The following is a 14,659-nucleotide window of genomic DNA, read 5'->3' on the forward strand; positions in this document are numbered from 1 at the left end:
GTCCTACCGGATGAGCAGGGCTGTTCGGAGCCCTGGTTCGCGGAGGTGAGCAAGGAGTTGGGGGTCGTCGCTGAAGAGGATCTCGGCAGCAGGGTCGAGGGCCTGGTGCAGCATGGCCTGGACGACGTCGGCCATCGGCTGTTCGTTGACGACTGCGGCCCAGCGGGCGGCCTCGTCGTGGTCCCCCTTCGCGGTGGCGTCGGCCCACTGGGCGACACAGGCCTTGGTGACGCGGTAGGCGTTCACCCGGCCCTTGGCCAGCAGGCCACGGTTGAGGTCGAACAGGTCGATGGTGGCCCGGCCCCTGGGGGTGAGCGGGTGGTACTGGCCGACCGCCAGGACTAGGCGCAGGTGCGGTGTCGGGTCCTCGGCCGTGGGGTCGATGAGCAGCGGCTTGCCGTCGGGGTCGAGCGGGAAGACGGCCTTCTTGAGGTGGCTGTTGCACAGTGAGCAGGCGAGGACGTGGTTGGTCCAGTCGAAGGCGCGTATCGGGTGCCGGTCGATGGGATCGAAGTGGTCGATGTCGGTGCCCTGGTTGTCCCCGCAGTACATGCACCGCTCGCGGCCGGCCGCCATCTCCCCGAGCAGGCCGCGCAACGGAGCGTGCACGTCACGTCGCACGGTGGTGTTCTTCCACAGCTGTCGTGCTCTGGCCTTCGGTTCCGGAGCCAGCACGATGTCGCAGGTGCATTCGGCCATGCGGGAGCGCGGCGGTTCCGGCAGGGCGAGCCGATGGATTCGGATCACGCGACGTGCCCGGTCAGGGAGTGCAGGCGGGCGGCGACCTCGTCGACCCGGGCGGCCGGCGAGCTGGTCAGGGTCCGCTTCAGCTGCCGGTAGCGCTCCCGTTCCTCCTCGCTCGCCTCGCCTGCCACGATCTTCATCTCCAGCGCGACCAGGAGTGCCCGGGCCTCGTCCGCGCGCTGCGAGTACGGGGTGTCGAGGCCGAAGAGTTCGGACAGCACCGCGTCGTCGCCGCTGCCGAACACCACCCGGTCGTACAGGTCTGTCCCGACGACCTCGGGGGCTTCGTCGACGTCCGGGCCGGGCAGGCGGATGAGCCCGGCGGGGTCGGCGGCCTGGCAGATGTAGGGGCTGTGGGTGGTGACCAGGAACTGCACCAGCGGGAAGTGCTGCTTGAGCCACCCGCCAATGCGCTTCTGCCAGGACACGTGCAGGTGCGCGTCGATCTCGTCGATGATCACGACGCCGGGAACGGTCACGACGGGGTGGCCGCTGTCGTGTTCGACGTGGAGGGCGCCGTAGGTGTCGTGGAGCTGCTTGAGGATGTCGACCACGAGCGCGGCCACAGTGCGGTAGCCGTCGCTCATCTCCCGCAGGGGGAACGAGCGGCCGCCGTGCGCGACCCACAGGCCGTCGGAGTCCACGTTCCCGATGGTGTAGTCGTCGGGCAGGAGCTCGTCACCGAGGATCTCCAGCGCGACGAGCTTCAGCTCCGCCGCCCCGGGGCGGTTCTCCAGGGACCGCAGGTGCTGCTCGATCAGCCAGCTCACGCCCTCGGCCAACGAGGCATCCTCGTGGAAGAGGCTGGTCAACCGGGCCACGGCACCCGCCCCGGCCATGCGCCGCTGAACCTCCCCGGAACCGCCGACGAGCCGGCGGAACGGACCGTAGCCCGCGCAGAACCAGCCCACCGGGTTGTCCGCCCACGGCCCGCGCTGGGCAGCGGTCGGTGCCTTCCTGTAGGCCATTGGGCTCAGGGCCGGCTGGGCATGGCGACCGGACGCGGTCGCGGATTCCGGCGCGGTCCACTGCAGGCCCGCCCAGAACACCCCGGCCGGAGGCCGTCCCGTGGTGAACCTGTCCTCCGCTGTATCCGGCTGGAGGCAGACCTCCGCGACGGCCCGCTCGCGCTCGTCGCTGATCCACGAGTCGAAGCCGGTCACCAGCCCGCGTGCCGCACTCGGCCCGCTGACGGCCAGGGCGACGGCGCGCAGCAGGGTGGACTTGCCGGAGCCGTTGCGGCCGGCCAGCACCGTCCATCCGGCGTAGGAGCCGTCGGGCCGGGTCAGGTCGAGGTCCACCTCACGGGCGCCGCGGAAGCCGCGTACGTTCCGCACCCGCACGTTCTTGAGGTACATGCCGCGTCCTCCAGCCCTTCCTCCGTCGCACGTCCCGGTCGCGGGCCGCCGCGACGACTCTATCCGTGCCGCGCGTCGGCGAAGGGCTTCCGTCCTTCCCCCCGTGGTACGCCGCTACAGTCCGGTGGGGCCTTGACCGGCTCCGCAGGAGCGTCCCTGGATCAACCTCCCGAAGGGAGGACGGCCCGGCCCACCACGCAGCTGGGGATCTCGGTCAGCTGTCAGGTAGGGCTTCGGGGCCGTGGTCGACGTCGAGGAAGCGGTACTCGGTCGCCCGGGTGCGACTCATCGCGTCGAAGGTGCGGCGTTGCTCGACAACGAAGCGGACCTGGTCGCCGAGGGCCAGGCGCATGGCGAAGAGCTGCTCGGGGTCGTCGAACTTCACGTCCCAGGCTGGTGACTTCTTCGAGGTGCCGGTCTTGATCCGTACCACGCCGGAGCTGCGCAGTTCGGTGATCCGGCCGGACAGGCGCTGGACGTCGACGGCTGTGTGGGTCTCGCGAAGGCGGGCGACGTACGCCCGGCCGCGGGTTGTCAGGGTGGCGGTGCGGACGTCGCCGTCGGATGCGAGCCATTTCATGCTCATGCCGAGGTCGAATTTGTCGAGGGCTCTGACGACCGCGTCGACCGGGTCGAGGATCTCGCTCCAGGCCCGGACGTCCTGCTCGTCTTCGAGGGCGCGCAGCAGGTTGACGAGTGCGCGCACGCCGGCGTCGGCTGGTGAGATGTCCAGCGGAAGTCCGTCGTCGTCCGGTTCGGGGTCGGGGGCCGGCCGGGGCCGTACGTGCATGATGGTGCTGCCGCGGGACAGTCCGGTCAGTTCCAGGGGGACCTGGCGGTGGGCTGCCGCCGAGACGCTGTCCTGGAGCGGGCGTAGCAGGGCGTTGCCCCAGTCGAACTGGAGGGCCCCGGTGGCGGCGTGGTCTCCGGTGAGTCGGATCTGCAGTTCTTCCTCGGCCTGGGCCTGGGGGTCGTGGCGCTGGAGGTAGTCGAGGTTGGCGCGGCGCAGGTCACTCTCGACGAGGTCGTCGTCCCGGTCTTCCGTGCCTTCCTCTTCCAGTCGGCGGGCGGTGCTCTCGCCGTGGAGTCGGCGCATCTGCTCTCGCCATTCGGCCGTCACAGGGTCACCTCCACGTAGCCTCGTACCGGCGCGGCGCTCTGCACGCTCGGTTCCCCCTCCCCGGGGCGGCGGCATCGCTGCCACCAGTCGTCCCAGCGGCCGCGGTCGCGGAAGTACTCCAGTTCCTCGGCTGCGAAGTCCTGGGGCTGGAACACCTTGGCCACCGGCACGTACGGGATCCGCAGGGGAGCCACGCCGTACCGGTCCTGCATAGCCTTCCAGCTCTTGAAGGCGGTCGTCAGCCATTTCGAGCCGGGATTGCCTCGAATGGCCCGCTCGGCTTCGGGGTTCATGAGCAGTGTGGCGTCCACGTTGTGAGGGTCCAGCTTGGCGCTGACGAAGCTGCCTCCCAGCCAGACGCTGTGGATGAGTTCGCGGCCCTGAAGCAGCGGCGCGAACTGCTCCTCAAGGTGAATGAACTGGTAGAGGTACTCCTGGAAGCCCTGCCAGATCTGGGCTCGGCTGGTGGAGGCTTGGAAGCGCTCCGCGTGGACGAAGGCTTCTGCGGCCTGTGTGATGGTCAGCCGGTAGCGGCCGGGCGGCAGGTGCCCGTGGTCGTTGAAGTCTGGCAGCACAGGCCCCCTTACCGGTCGTGGAGTGACCCTAGCCGCAGATCGGCCGGCGGTGACCATCCGGTCGGAAGATCGTGCGGAGATGTGATCTCACGGACCTGTGGCTTGTGGCCGTTCGCCGGGTCTGACTTTCAGGTGCTGTGGATGTCGGGGAGGGGGTCTTCCGTGCCGGTTCTCGGTTGTCAGGTGTGGCGGCCCGGCCCGGGATCGATGTCGAGGACCTGGTAGAGGTGCTGGCCGGCACCCCAGCGGGCGAGGCGTTCGCGGTCGACGAGGTGGAGGTGTTGCCGGGTGGCGAAGGCGGCAGCGGGTTCGGTGAAGCCGTTGAGCGCCACGACGACCGGGACCGCGGCGCCGTGAATGGGCCGGGCGGTGCCGTTGAACCTCTGGACGGCCTCCGACCTCAGCGGGGTCGCGTACCGCTTGCACTGCAGCACCACCCGTCGCCCCAGGCCGTCGACGGCGACGACGTCGGCACCGAGGTCCCCGGCACCACCGACCCGTACGGCGTCGATGAACCCGTCGCGTTCCAGCAGTTCGCGGCACATCTCCTCGAAGCGGGTCGGTGTGGCGGCCTCGAACGCCTCCAGAGTGTGGTCGAGAGAGCGCCGGGTATAGGACGCGGCGGGTTCAGCGGGCGTCGCCTGACGCACCGGTCGGTGGGCCCACTGCTCGATACGGCCGGTGACGGACGCCGCGGCCCGGGTACGGGCGAGCTTGAATCGCGTGGCGATGCCCGCACGGACCAGGGCCCACAACGGTTGCAGGAATCGACGCACCGGCGGGCCGAGGCCGGTGCGCCGAAGTGCCGCACGCAGAGCGACGAGTACCGCGGCGGCACCGCCGAGCGCCGCGGTGGCGGCCAGTGGATGTCCCCACAGCCAGGCCGCGGTCTGCACGACGGCGCCGAGCGCGAAGAAGCCCATCAGGAACGCGAGACCACTGCCACTGTCGTCGTCGGTACCCATGCCGTCCTGCCGCCGCGTGCGTCCTTCGCCAGGAGTCATACCTGTCACCCACCGTTTCCTTCCCGTCCGACGAGAGGGTAGGGCCCGACCGTACTCGCGGTTCACGTTTCTGATGAATCGCCTTGATTCGACGGCCGGTTGCGGCTTTGACGGGCTGACAGTGACCGTGCGGCCGCTGACCGGCTCAGGGCGCGAGCGCCCTCTTCTGCGCCCCCGGCGTACGCCGCCAATTTTCGCCAGATGCACTACGACGCCGTCACACCACCGGCCGGGCATTCGTCAAGCTGACAGATGGTCCACAGGCCTCCTGCCGTAGCGCAGCCTCCTCGCCCCTCAAGGGCACTACTGGGTCGAGCAGTTCGACAGCCTTGGCCAAGGCTGTCTACAGGCCCCTCCGGGAAGAGCCGCGCTCGGCGCGAGCTCTGTGTCCGAATCCCACTGCTGCCTGTGATCGATTGTCGACGTTCCGTCAGTTCGTGTCGGGAGGCGCTGCTACATCAGAGGGCGGAACGGGCCGCGAGGGACAGCCCGCCGACGGGAGGGGAGCCCATTCGATGCCGGTGCCCGAGGGATACCACGTCGTCCGTAGCCACATCCGCCGCAACCCGCGGCCGAGCGCGAAGAAGATGAGCGGCTGGTCGATCGTCGGGGTCTGTGCGCTGGTGTGGCTGTGGAGCCATTTCGTCGGCTTCGGTGACACAGGCACGGCCACGCCGAACAATCAGGCGCCAACGGCCACCTCTGCCCCGGCGACGCCCTGATGTCCAGCGGGCGACACCGGTGGCTCCGCCGGCCCCGGGGAGTCACCGAGCACATGGCGGCCGGCGTCACCGCCCTGGCGGTGGCCACGTTGCTCGCTCAGGCCGCGATCGCCGGTGCCCGGACCGCCGCCCGGCACTGGCCCGTCCTCATGGTTCTTGCCGCCACGGCCCTCGTCATCGCGACGGCAAGGTGGGTGCGGCGCCGCTCCGCCGATCGGGCCCGCGCGGTGCGGCTCGCCGGCCTTCGGCTGACTCTGAGCGGCATCGACTCGCTGGACGACCAGGGGTTCGAGTTCGCGTTGCGGGACCTGCTGCTCCGCGACGGCTGGACGGCGCGGCAGGTCGGCCGGCAGGGCGACCAGGCCGCCGACGTGATCGGTCAGCATCCGACGCTGGGCCGGATCGTGCTGCAGGCGAAGCACACCACGGTCGGCGGAAAGGTCGGTTCCCCGGTGATGTACCAGGTCAAGGGCACCGCCGGCCCCGTCCACGGCGCCGACATCGCCGTCGTGGTCACCAACGGCTCCTTCACTCGCGACGCCAAGGCCTGGGGCGACAAGCACCAGGTGCGCTGGGTCGACCGCGACCGGCTCCGCCTGTGGGCCGAACACGGCGTCGCCCTCCATGAACTGCTGCACCTTCCGACCCGAAGGACCCGGCGGCAAGTCCGCCATCCCTCAGCTCGGCCGATCCGGCCCTGGCACCCCGAGATGACACACGAGAGGCCGCACAGTGCGCCATGACGGCACCTTCGACCCGCTGCTGAAGGCCATCGCTGGAGCGGTACTCGCCCTCGCCGTCGCCAAGGTGGTCTGGCAATGGCTGAGCACCACCTTCTGGCGCTGGCTCAGCATGGACGTCTGGGGTTGGATCGCCGAACACCCGTGGTGGTCGGCTCTGATCGCCGCTCCTCTCGGGCTGGTTCCCCTCCTGCTTGTGGCCCGCCTCCTCGCCCCGCGCGGGTACGTCCGCTACACGGACGACGACTCCGACGACGAGGCCCCGGCCATCCTGACGTACGGGATCCACCACCTGGACGCGATGGAGGCCACGGAGTTCGAGCGGGCATGCGCCGCCCTGCTCGCCCGCGACGGCTTCACCCTGGTCCAGCACTCGGGTCGTGCCGGGGACCTCGGCGCGGACGTCATCGCCTGGGACCACCTCGGCCGCAAGGTGGTCGTGCAGTGCAAGCACTACGGCAAACCGGTCGGATCCCGGGACGTCCAGACCTTCAACGGCACCGCCCGGCCCGAACACCACGCCGACGTACCCGTCATGATCGGACTCAACGGATTCACCCGGGACGCCCGCGACTTCGCCGCCCGCCACAACCTCACCCTGGTCAACCGGCAGATCCTCCGCGACTGGGCCCAGGGCACCTACCTCTACGACGCCATCGACGACGAAGCGGACCGCGCCGCCGCCTGAGCACCCGCCCGGCGATCTATCCCCAAGCAAGGAGGAACTCACGGCGAACACCCATGCCCTCGACCAGCTCCGCAAACGCACCGCTGAACTCTGACGCCCCAGAATCGACCTGCACGACCTGCAGCACACCGCGGTCGCCGAAGGCATCCCCATCGCGATCGTGTCCAAGACGCTGCGGCACACCACCTTGGCGACCACGATCAACCTCTACGGCCGCCTCTTCAAGGACTCCGCGACCAGGCCGTCCAGGCACTCGCCCGAGCCCTCGATCAAGCCCAGGCAGGCCAACTCCGATCCGTCCCCGTGGTGATGACGACCTGCCGCCCGCGGCATAGCTGCCCGGCGGCCACCTGACCTGCCGCGCGATCCATCGGGGTAGGCCCCGGGACTTCCTCGTGCCTGAAATTGGCCGACACGCCCTGCGTCGGTGTGCCGAGAAGGGGCCGAGCACCGTGCCGGGCCCAAAGTGCCCTGCCTGCCTTCCTCCCCGGTTGCCGCGGACGATGGGCGGAGGCACCTGAGTGCCCTGGCCCACCGTTCGGGCGCGAGCCGTCCGTTCGGCGGCGGAAGCCGCGGTAGGGCAGGACCTGTCACCGCCGCTCGGACGGGCGCATCAGCCGACGTACGACCGCGTGCCGACCGGAGTCATGGGCGAGCAGGAATGCACGCAGGCGGTCCGCATGCTGCTCGCTGCTGCATTGCAGAGGCAGCACGACCGCGTACTCCTCCCCCTGGGCGACGAAGGAGAGCTCGCGGAGCATCGGGACCTGCGGGTCGGTGACGAACTGCTCGACCCTCTCGACGACCTCGTCGTTGCTCACACCGGCCGGCACGACCAGCTCGCCCGCCTCGGCCTTGGTGCGGTAGAAGCGCAGCATCTCATCGGCGAAGGCGGCGCGCAGCTCGTCCTGGACCTCCGGAGTGCGGCAGCGGTCGAGGAGGGCGTCGCAGGCTTCCTGGTCGGGCAGGACCCCCAGTGTCAGTCGGTGACGCAGCTCCATGGTGCGGCGGCGGGAGGTGTCACTCAGGTACATCTGCACGGTCCGGTCGGAGAGCGTGGTGAACCGTTCCCCGGCGTCGGTGAGACGCAGCCAGAGGTCCCAGTCCTCCATGCCCGTGTGATCGACCGTCCAGCCACCGACGCTCTCCGGCAGACCCCTCAGGTGTGCGACCCGGGAGGGCTCGAAGAACGCCCACAACAACTGGAGGTCGGGGTGCCACACCGCGTTCAGCAGGTCCGACTGGTACTGCTCCTCGTCCTGCTGGTTGAAACCGATGCTCGCCGTCACCACCAGGCGGGCGCCGTCGGCGAACGCCCGCTGAAGCGCGGCGAGATGGCCCGGCAGCCACCGGTCGTCGCTGTCCAGGTACGCGATGGCGGGGGCGGTGGAGGCGGCGAGCCCGATGTTGCGGGGGCCGCCCGGGTGGCCGTGGTGCGACGTCCGGATGAGGCTGATCCTGGGGTCGCCGTAGGAGCGGACGACGTCGTCGGTGTCGTCGGTGCTGCCGTCGGAGACCACGAGCAGCCGCCAGTCGGTGAACGTCTGGGCGAGGACGCTGTCGATCGTCGGCCGGATGGCCTGGGAGCGGTTCCAGGCTGGGCAGACAATGTCGATCGCCGCCATGTTCAAGGCTTCCCCCACAGGTGTACTGGCTGATGTCCGGTCGGGCGCCCTCGCCCCATCGGCGTCACCCTGGCCACCGGGCCTACAGATCGGCTATGCGGGCCTGGGCGGGGACCCCGTAGGAAACCTGTAGAGCGGCGCCGCAAGCTCGGGGGACAGCCCTTCCGCACGCACAAGTGAGGTGTTCACCGTGGCCAACCCGTTCGAGAACGACGATGCGCCGTACTTCGTCCTGGTCAACGACGAGGGCCAGCACTCGCTGTGGCCGACGTTCGCCGAGGTCCCCGCCGGCTGGCAGGTGGCGCACGGCGAGGACACCCGTGCGGCGTGCCTGGAGTACGTGGAGCAGAACTGGACGGACATGCGCCCGCTCAGCCTGGTCCGTGAGATGGCGGGCGACACGGCCTGACGAAGGCCGATCCGCCGAACCCACCGGCACCCCCGAACAGCGCAGAGGCCGCGGTTGACCCCGCGGCCTCTGTCGTGCTTCCACAGCCGGAGGACCCTGGCCGGGCCACCGCTTGCGCGGGCCCGGCCAGGGGAGTGAGGTCACGCCGTCTCGTGCCGGCCCTCCGTCTCGGCCACGAGGAAGGTGGCGAGCTGCTCGATGGTCGGGTGGTCCCAGACCACGGTGGGGTCGATCGGGATCGCGAGCCGTTCCTCGACGTCGGCGGCGAACGCCAGCACGACAATCGAGTCCAACCCGTACTCGCCGAGCTCGCGGTCGGGGGAAACGGGTTCCGCCAGTTCCGGCAGGTACTCGCCGACACGAGCCACCAGCCAATCGACCAGTTCCTCGACGGTCGCCGGAGCGGTACCGGGCTTGTCCATCTGAAGTGTCCTCCCTGATTCGTGAATGGTCGGGCCTGAGCGGTCGGGCCGCAGGCCTCATCGATAGCGGCGGTCCGACAACCCGAAGCCGCGGACCTCGTCGTCCCGCTCGAACAGCTCCTCGATCAGCGCGTCCTCGACCTCGCCCGCCAGGTCCGCCGGTCGGCCAGGGACACCGGGCGCCAGTCGGGTGAGCACGGCGACCAGCCAGTGCGGCCGGGCGAGGAAGGTGTCGGCCGGCGCGTGCCGATGGATTCCGAAACAGGCGGAGGCCGCGAGCAGCGCCGCGTACTCCGCGCCGAGCTCACGTACCATCACGGGCGCGGCGATGGAGAGGTCCGCGGGCCGCAGCCCGGCGCAGTCCTCCGCCAGGGTGCGCAGGCGGGCGGCGGTCCGTTCGGCAAGCGGCCGCAGCTCCGTCGGCAGGGGATCATCCTCGGGGGCCGCGTTGAGCGCGGCTGCGAGCGCGTCCCGGCCGCCCGCGGAGACCCGCAGCCCGGCGAGGTCGAGCGGCGGGAGTTCACCGTCGGCGGTGAACAATTCGGCCGGGGCCGGGGCGCTCTCGCGCCAGGAACGACGGGCCAGCGAAGGCAGCTGGGGTAGCAGCGCGGACAGACAGGCGGCTCGGGCGATGTGCCCGAAGCCGACCGGCTTGACGTCCCGCGCCATCTTCTGGAACACGGCGTGCTCGCCGTCGCGCCGGTAGAACTCCGAGCCCATCACCAGTGCCAGCTGTTCCACGGCGTCCAGCAGCAGGCCGGCCAGCAGGTACTTCACCGCTGGCGCGTACACGCTGCCCGATTCCGGTCGCACGTGCAGCGACCGGGCGGCCACCGTAGCGAAGGCCTCGCAGAGCAACAGGTCGGCGAAGGCGTTGGCGAGGGTGCTGCGCACCATCGGGATGTCGGCGGCGGTGCGGCCGTACAGCCGGCGGCGGCGGACGTGGTGCAGGGTGACGCGCAGGGCGGTATCGAGGATCGCGGTGCTCATCCCGGGCAGTGCGATCCGGGTGAGCTGGAACGCACGGGCCGCGGTCTCCAGGCCCGTCCCCGAGACGCCGACGAGGTCGTCGGGGGTGACCGGGAGGTCCTCCACCCGGATGCCACCGAGGAGGACCCCGCGCATGCCGACCGACCGGAAGCGCGCCAGTCGGGTCACCTTGGCGGGCTCAAAGGCGGTGACCGGGAGGTAGAACTGGGAGCAGCCCCGCGGGCCTCCGGCCGGGTCGGTGCGGGCCAGGAACACCACGCCCTGGGCCCGGTCCAGGTTGGAGATGCTCTCCTTGCGGCCGTTGAGCCGGTGGCCGTCGGCGGTCGGGACGGCAGCGAAGTCGATCGAGCCGATGTCATTGCCGTGGGCGAGCTCGTGGAAGGCGCAGGAGAGCTTGCCGCCGCCGAGCAGGAGGTCGGCCACGTGCCGCTGCTGGGGCCCGGAGCCCGCCGTCCAGAGGTTGACGGCGCCGAGCAGCGAGCTGGAGCAGTGGCCGAGGCCCAGGCTCGGGTCGCGCCGGTAGACCGAGCGCATGAGGTCGACCAGGTGGTCGGCGCGGCGCAGTCGTCCACCGAGGCGCTCGGGGACGAATTCGGCGAGCACACCGAAGTCGTCCAGAGCGCGTTCACCGCCCTCCGGAGTGCGTTCGGCCTCGTCGGCGGCCACGACGGCCGCGAAGCCCGCCGGGTTGTCGGCGTCCCACGGGTTGCCGAGCCGGTCTTCGAGGAGCTCGATGCGGGCGTCGACGCCGGCCTCGGCGAGGGCGTCGGCGGCCGGGACCGGGCGTGGATCGGGGTGGACGTCGGCGGTCACCGGAGGTCCTCCAACGGTTGGCGGAGCAAGGAGGCGTGCGCTCCGGCATCGGAGAGCAGGAGGCGCCCGAGTTCGTCGAAGACGGCGTCCGGTCGCTCGCCGGACCCGTCTCCGACCTGTTCGAGCACGAGGGCCAGGCAGCCGCGCAGCCAGCTGCCGCCGCGCCACCAGTCGTCCTCGGTGCGGTCGGGGTTGGCCGTCCAGAGGGCCAGGGCGGCGGCACCGGCCCAGCACCACTCGTACTTCTCCGCGAGCCGCATGGTCGCGGTGGCGGGCGCTCCGGCGGCCGGGCGCAGCGTGCGTACCGCGTCGAGCAGTTCGCGCTTCGCGGCGGCGAGCGCCCGGACCGGCCGGTCGGCGCCTCCGGAGCGCTCGGGGTCGACGCCGGCGGCCAGCGCGTCCAGGGCGCCGAGCACGGTGTCGCCCCGGCTGAGCGAGAGCAGGGCATCCGTGTCGAGCGGCGCGGGGGTGTGGTCGGCGCGCAGCCAGTCGGCGACGGGGCCGAGGCCGGGGGCGGTCACCAAGGTCCGGGCCAGCAGCGGCAGGTGGGCGGCGAGCACGCTGCGGTTCACCCAGGTGCTGCCGTCGAAGATCGAGACGATCTGGTGGTCGCGTTCCAGCTTGCCGAACGTCCCGTAGCCCTCGACGTCCCGCAGGAAACCGCGGGCGCCCAACAGGTCGCCGATGAGGCGGAGTTGTCCTTGGACGAGGGTGGGGGCGAGCGCCTTGGCGATCGCCGAGACGGCGGCCAGTTCGCCGGGCGCCTCGTGCGCGACGGCGGTGGAGGTGGCGGCCAGTGCCTCGGCCAGCATCAGCCGGGCGACCGCCCTGCCGGCCACCGCCCTGGCGTGCGGGAGGTCGGCGAGTCGGCGGCCGTGCAGCATCCGCTCGCCCAGGAAGCGGCGCAGGACGCGCAGTCCGTGGTCACCCGCGCCGAGCGACAGGGCCACGCACGCGGTGCGCGTCAACTGGAGGGATTTGAGTGCGATTTCGATGCCGTGTCCCTCGGCGCCGACCAGCGCGCGACCGGGCACCAGGGCGTCGACGAATTCGGCTCCGCTGATGTCCGCGCCCCGGATGCCGTGGGTCGGCAGCTTGGGAAGCGGGCGGATGGCGCCGCCGGCAAGTTCCCGCTTGTCCACCAGGAAGACGCTGAAGCCCCGCGGGCCGCCGGCTTCCTCGGTCCGGGCGAGGACGCACAGGAAGCGGCCCCGGGTGGCGTTGTTCACCGGCCACTTCCGCCCGTTCAGCCGCCAGCCCCCACCGTCCCTGACGGCCGCGAGCTCGCCAGACAGCAGGTCGCTGCCGTGGTCCGGTTCGGTGAGGCCCCAGGAGACGGCCTCGCCCGCGAGGACGTGCCGGGCGAGACCTCCGGCCTGGGCCGGGTCGCCGCCGATCCACACCGAGACGGCGCCGAGGAAGGTCTTGCCGTGGGCCACCGCGACCGTGACGTCCCGGGCGGCGACCTCGCGCAGCTCCGCCTGCAGCCGGTCCAGGCGTTCCAGTCGGCCGCCGTGACGGACCGGGACGTAGTGCGCGGGCAGCCCGTGGCCGTCCAGGGCGGCACAGGCCTCGGCCGGGAAGGACTCGGCCTCGTCGTGACGGGCCAGCAGGTCCGGGTCGAAGGGGCCGCCCGGTTCCGACCAGCGTTCGATCTCGGACGCCAGGCCGGGCGCGCGGTCCACCGTGGTCATCGGGACTCCCCCGCGGCCGCCTCGGCGCGGGCCCGGTAGCCGTCGGCGAAGACCGGCCGCAGCTCCCCGTCGAGGTACTGGGCGCGCATCTCGGCACGGCGGACCTTGCCGCTGGTGGTGCGCTGGATGCCGCCGCGGCGCATCAGCAGCACGGCGTGCGCGCGCAGGCCGAACTCCTTGGACACCGTATTGCGCACCTTGCCGACGAGGTCGGCGAGTTCCGGCTCCGGGGCGAGCCGGCGGATCTCGTGGATCAGCACCAGGCGGTCCTCGCCCTCCGCCTCGCCGGGGACCGTCACCGCGGCACCGACGGCGTCGCGCAGCTGCTCGTGCTGCTGGCGCAGTTCGTGTTCGATGTCGTGCGGGTAGATGTTGCGGCCGCGGATGATCATCATCTCCTTGATCCGGCCGGTGACGTACAGCTCCCCGTCGACGAGCGTGCCAAGGTCCCCGGTGCGCAGGAATCCGCCCGCCGTGCCGACGGTCCGTCCGAAGGTCTCGCGGGTGGCCGCCTCGTTGCGCCAGTAGCCACGCACCACGGAGGGGCCACTCAACCAGATCTCACCGACCTGCCCGGCCGCCAGCTCCTCCGGGGTCGCCGGGTCGACGATCCGGACGTCCAGGTCACGGGGAGCACCGCAACTGACCAGGGTGCGGACCGGCCCGTCGGCGGCCGGGCGGACGACGTCCTGCTCCAGGGCGGCCGCGTCACAGCTCAGCACCACGGGCTCGCGGCTCGGGGTGGTGGAGACCAGCAGGGTGGCCTCGGCCATGCCGAAGCACGGCGCGAAGGTGTCCGGCCGGAAGCCCGCCGGAGCGAACTTCTCGGCGAAGTCGGCCAGCACCCGGGCCTTGACCGGCTCGGACCCGTTGACGGCGTAGCGCCAGCCGGAGAGGTCCAGACCGGCCAGCTCCTCGTCCCGCACCCGGGCGGTGCAGAGCTCGTAGGCGAAGTTGGGCGCCGCCGAGAGGGTGACCCCGAACGTTCCCAACATCTGCAGCCAGGCACGCGGGCGCCGCAGGAAGGCCGCCGGGCTCATCAGGACGGTGCTGGTGCCGCCGAGTAGCGGCGAGAGCAGCAACCCCATCAGCCCCATGTCGTGGTAGTTCGGCAGCCAGCCACCGAAGCGCTGGCCCTCCTCGAATCGGAAAGCCTCGGCGGTGGCGGCGGCGTTGGCCAGCAGGTTGCCGTGGGTGACCATGCTGCCCTTCGGGTCCGAGGTGGAACCTGAGGTGTACTGGAGCAGCGCCAGGGTGTCTCGGTCGGCCGGCAGCTCCCGGACGTCGGTCACGTCGCGCCTCGGGTCGATCTCCGGGCAGAGCACGGACACCTCGAAGCCCTCCCGCGCGGCCCAGGCGGTGACGTCCGCGTGGTCGCCCACGGAGGTGAGCACGCACGCAGCCTCGGCGTCGCGGGCGATGCCGAGGACCCTGCGCTGGTCGTGCCGGTAGCGGCCGGGCATCGAGGAGGGCACGGCGACCATGCCCGCGTAGAGACAGCCGAGGACGGCGGCCACGAACTCCCTGGAGGTCGGGTAGAGCAGCAACACCCGGGCGCCCGGCTCGCAGGTCCGGCCCAGGTCCTGCGCGAAGACCCGGGCCGCGTGGTCGAGTTCGGCGAAGGTGAGCCACTCGGCGGACGCCGGATCCGCGGGGTCGGTGACGATGGCGACGGCCTGTTCGGTGCCGGTCTTCCGGGCGCGCTCCGTGAAGACCGCGCTGACGCTGGTCGCGCTGATGAGGTCCACCATGCTC

General features: G+C 71.3%; 15 protein-coding genes. 5 read left to right on the plus strand and 10 right to left on the minus strand.

Annotated features, from left to right (window positions below):
• Positions 1-3: 3 nt before the first annotated feature.
• The 5 genes from BOQ63_RS15175 to BOQ63_RS15195 form a co-directional block, all read right to left on the minus strand.
• Positions 4-747: an HNH endonuclease gene (locus tag BOQ63_RS15175; protein WP_072654449.1), complete on the minus strand. Its 744-nt coding sequence runs from the start codon at positions 745-747 to the stop codon at positions 4-6.
• Positions 744-2,102 (minus strand): AAA family ATPase, encoded by a 1,359-nt coding sequence (locus BOQ63_RS15180; RefSeq protein ID WP_072654450.1) that lies wholly within the window; start codon positions 2,100-2,102, stop codon positions 744-746. The genes BOQ63_RS15175 and BOQ63_RS15180 overlap by 4 nt, the downstream gene beginning before the upstream one ends.
• Positions 2,103-2,316: 214 nt before the next feature.
• Positions 2,317-3,198: a hypothetical protein gene (locus BOQ63_RS15185; protein WP_079183614.1), complete on the minus strand. Its 882-nt coding sequence runs from the start codon at positions 3,196-3,198 to the stop codon at positions 2,317-2,319.
• Between the two features lie 20 nt (positions 3,199-3,218).
• Complete coding sequence (locus tag BOQ63_RS15190) at positions 3,219-3,797, minus strand: DUF6932 family protein (RefSeq protein WP_072654452.1); 579 nt, start codon at positions 3,795-3,797, stop codon at positions 3,219-3,221.
• Positions 3,798-3,976: 179 nt separating this feature from the next.
• Complete coding sequence (locus BOQ63_RS15195; RefSeq protein ID WP_072654453.1) at positions 3,977-4,762, minus strand: restriction endonuclease; 786 nt, start codon at positions 4,760-4,762, stop codon at positions 3,977-3,979.
• A gap of 554 nt (positions 4,763-5,316) precedes the next feature.
• Here BOQ63_RS15195 and BOQ63_RS15200 point away from each other — a divergent pair.
• The 4 genes from BOQ63_RS15200 to BOQ63_RS15215 all read left to right on the plus strand — a co-directional run bounded on the left by BOQ63_RS15200 (position 5,317) and on the right by BOQ63_RS15215 (position 7,261).
• Complete coding sequence (locus BOQ63_RS15200) at positions 5,317-5,523, plus strand: hypothetical protein (protein ID WP_072654454.1); 207 nt, start codon at positions 5,317-5,319, stop codon at positions 5,521-5,523.
• Positions 5,524-5,576: 53 nt separating this feature from the next.
• Positions 5,577-6,266 carry a restriction endonuclease gene (locus tag BOQ63_RS15205; RefSeq protein WP_072654455.1) on the plus strand — a complete coding sequence of 230 codons (690 nt, stop codon included), beginning with the start codon at positions 5,577-5,579 and terminating at the stop codon, positions 6,264-6,266.
• Complete coding sequence (locus tag BOQ63_RS15210; RefSeq protein ID WP_072654456.1) at positions 6,256-6,951, plus strand: restriction endonuclease; 696 nt, start codon at positions 6,256-6,258, stop codon at positions 6,949-6,951. The genes BOQ63_RS15205 and BOQ63_RS15210 overlap by 11 nt, the downstream gene beginning before the upstream one ends.
• 160 nt (positions 6,952-7,111) lie before the next feature.
• A complete protein-coding gene (locus BOQ63_RS15215) occupies positions 7,112-7,261 on the plus strand; it encodes a hypothetical protein (RefSeq protein WP_167395741.1) in 150 nt (49 codons plus the stop codon).
• 280 nt (positions 7,262-7,541) lie between these two features.
• On the opposite strand, the gene BOQ63_RS15220 is transcribed toward BOQ63_RS15215, so the two are convergent.
• Positions 7,542-8,576 carry a glycosyltransferase family 2 protein gene (locus BOQ63_RS15220; RefSeq protein WP_107488507.1) on the minus strand — a complete coding sequence of 345 codons (1,035 nt, stop codon included), beginning with the start codon at positions 8,574-8,576 and terminating at the stop codon, positions 7,542-7,544.
• A 190-nt stretch (positions 8,577-8,766) separates the two neighbouring features.
• Between BOQ63_RS15220 and BOQ63_RS15225 the strand changes: the two genes are divergently transcribed.
• Entirely contained in the window at positions 8,767-8,985 is a 219-nt protein-coding gene (locus BOQ63_RS15225) for an MbtH family protein (protein ID WP_072656267.1), read from the plus strand.
• 140 nt (positions 8,986-9,125) lie between these two features.
• Here the strand turns inward: BOQ63_RS15225 and BOQ63_RS15230 are convergent, their stop codons facing one another.
• Genes BOQ63_RS15230 through BOQ63_RS15245 form a run of 4 tightly spaced genes read right to left on the minus strand, consistent with a single transcriptional unit; the run spans position 9,126 to position 14,655 of the window.
• Complete coding sequence (locus BOQ63_RS15230) at positions 9,126-9,407, minus strand: acyl carrier protein (protein WP_072654458.1); 282 nt, start codon at positions 9,405-9,407, stop codon at positions 9,126-9,128.
• 57 nt (positions 9,408-9,464) lie between these two features.
• The gene (locus BOQ63_RS15235) at positions 9,465-11,210 is read right to left on the minus strand and encodes an acyl-CoA dehydrogenase family protein (RefSeq protein WP_499504201.1); all 1,746 of its coding nucleotides are present in this window, start codon (positions 11,208-11,210) and stop codon (positions 9,465-9,467) included.
• Positions 11,207-12,904 (minus strand): acyl-CoA dehydrogenase family protein, encoded by a 1,698-nt coding sequence (locus BOQ63_RS15240; RefSeq protein WP_072654459.1) that lies wholly within the window; start codon positions 12,902-12,904, stop codon positions 11,207-11,209. The genes BOQ63_RS15235 and BOQ63_RS15240 overlap by 4 nt, the downstream gene beginning before the upstream one ends.
• Positions 12,901-14,655, minus strand: a complete 1,755-nt coding sequence (locus tag BOQ63_RS15245) for a fatty acyl-AMP ligase (protein WP_072654460.1) — start codon at positions 14,653-14,655, stop codon at positions 12,901-12,903. Before BOQ63_RS15245 ends, BOQ63_RS15240 begins: the two co-directional genes overlap by 4 nt.
• Positions 14,656-14,659 lie beyond the last annotated feature (4 nt).

Source organism: Streptomyces viridifaciens (assembly GCF_001888885.2).
Taxonomy (GTDB): domain Bacteria; phylum Actinomycetota; class Actinomycetes; order Streptomycetales; family Streptomycetaceae; genus Kitasatospora; species Kitasatospora aureofaciens.

What these genes read in the sequence shown, in the direction of transcription:
- BOQ63_RS15180 (WP_072654450.1), bottom strand. Translation starts at nt 2,102, where the DNA reads ATGTACCTCAAGAACGTGCGGGTGCGGAACGTACGCGGCTTCCGCGGC.
- BOQ63_RS15185 (WP_079183614.1), bottom strand. Translation starts at nt 3,198, where the DNA reads ATGCGCCGACTCCACGGCGAGAGCACCGCCCGCCGACTGGAAGAGGAA.
- BOQ63_RS15195 (WP_072654453.1), bottom strand. Translation starts at nt 4,762, where the DNA reads ATGGGTACCGACGACGACAGTGGCAGTGGTCTCGCGTTCCTGATGGGC.
- BOQ63_RS15200 (WP_072654454.1), top strand. Translation starts at nt 5,317, where the DNA reads ATGCCGGTGCCCGAGGGATACCACGTCGTCCGTAGCCACATCCGCCGC.
- BOQ63_RS15205 (WP_072654455.1), top strand. Translation starts at nt 5,577, where the DNA reads ATGGCGGCCGGCGTCACCGCCCTGGCGGTGGCCACGTTGCTCGCTCAG.
- BOQ63_RS15220 (WP_107488507.1), bottom strand. Translation starts at nt 8,576, where the DNA reads ATGGCGGCGATCGACATTGTCTGCCCAGCCTGGAACCGCTCCCAGGCC.
- BOQ63_RS15230 (WP_072654458.1), bottom strand. Translation starts at nt 9,407, where the DNA reads ATGGACAAGCCCGGTACCGCTCCGGCGACCGTCGAGGAACTGGTCGAT.
- BOQ63_RS15240 (WP_072654459.1), bottom strand. Translation starts at nt 12,904, where the DNA reads ATGACCACGGTGGACCGCGCGCCCGGCCTGGCGTCCGAGATCGAACGC.
- BOQ63_RS15245 (WP_072654460.1), bottom strand. Translation starts at nt 14,655, where the DNA reads ATGGTGGACCTCATCAGCGCGACCAGCGTCAGCGCGGTCTTCACGGAG.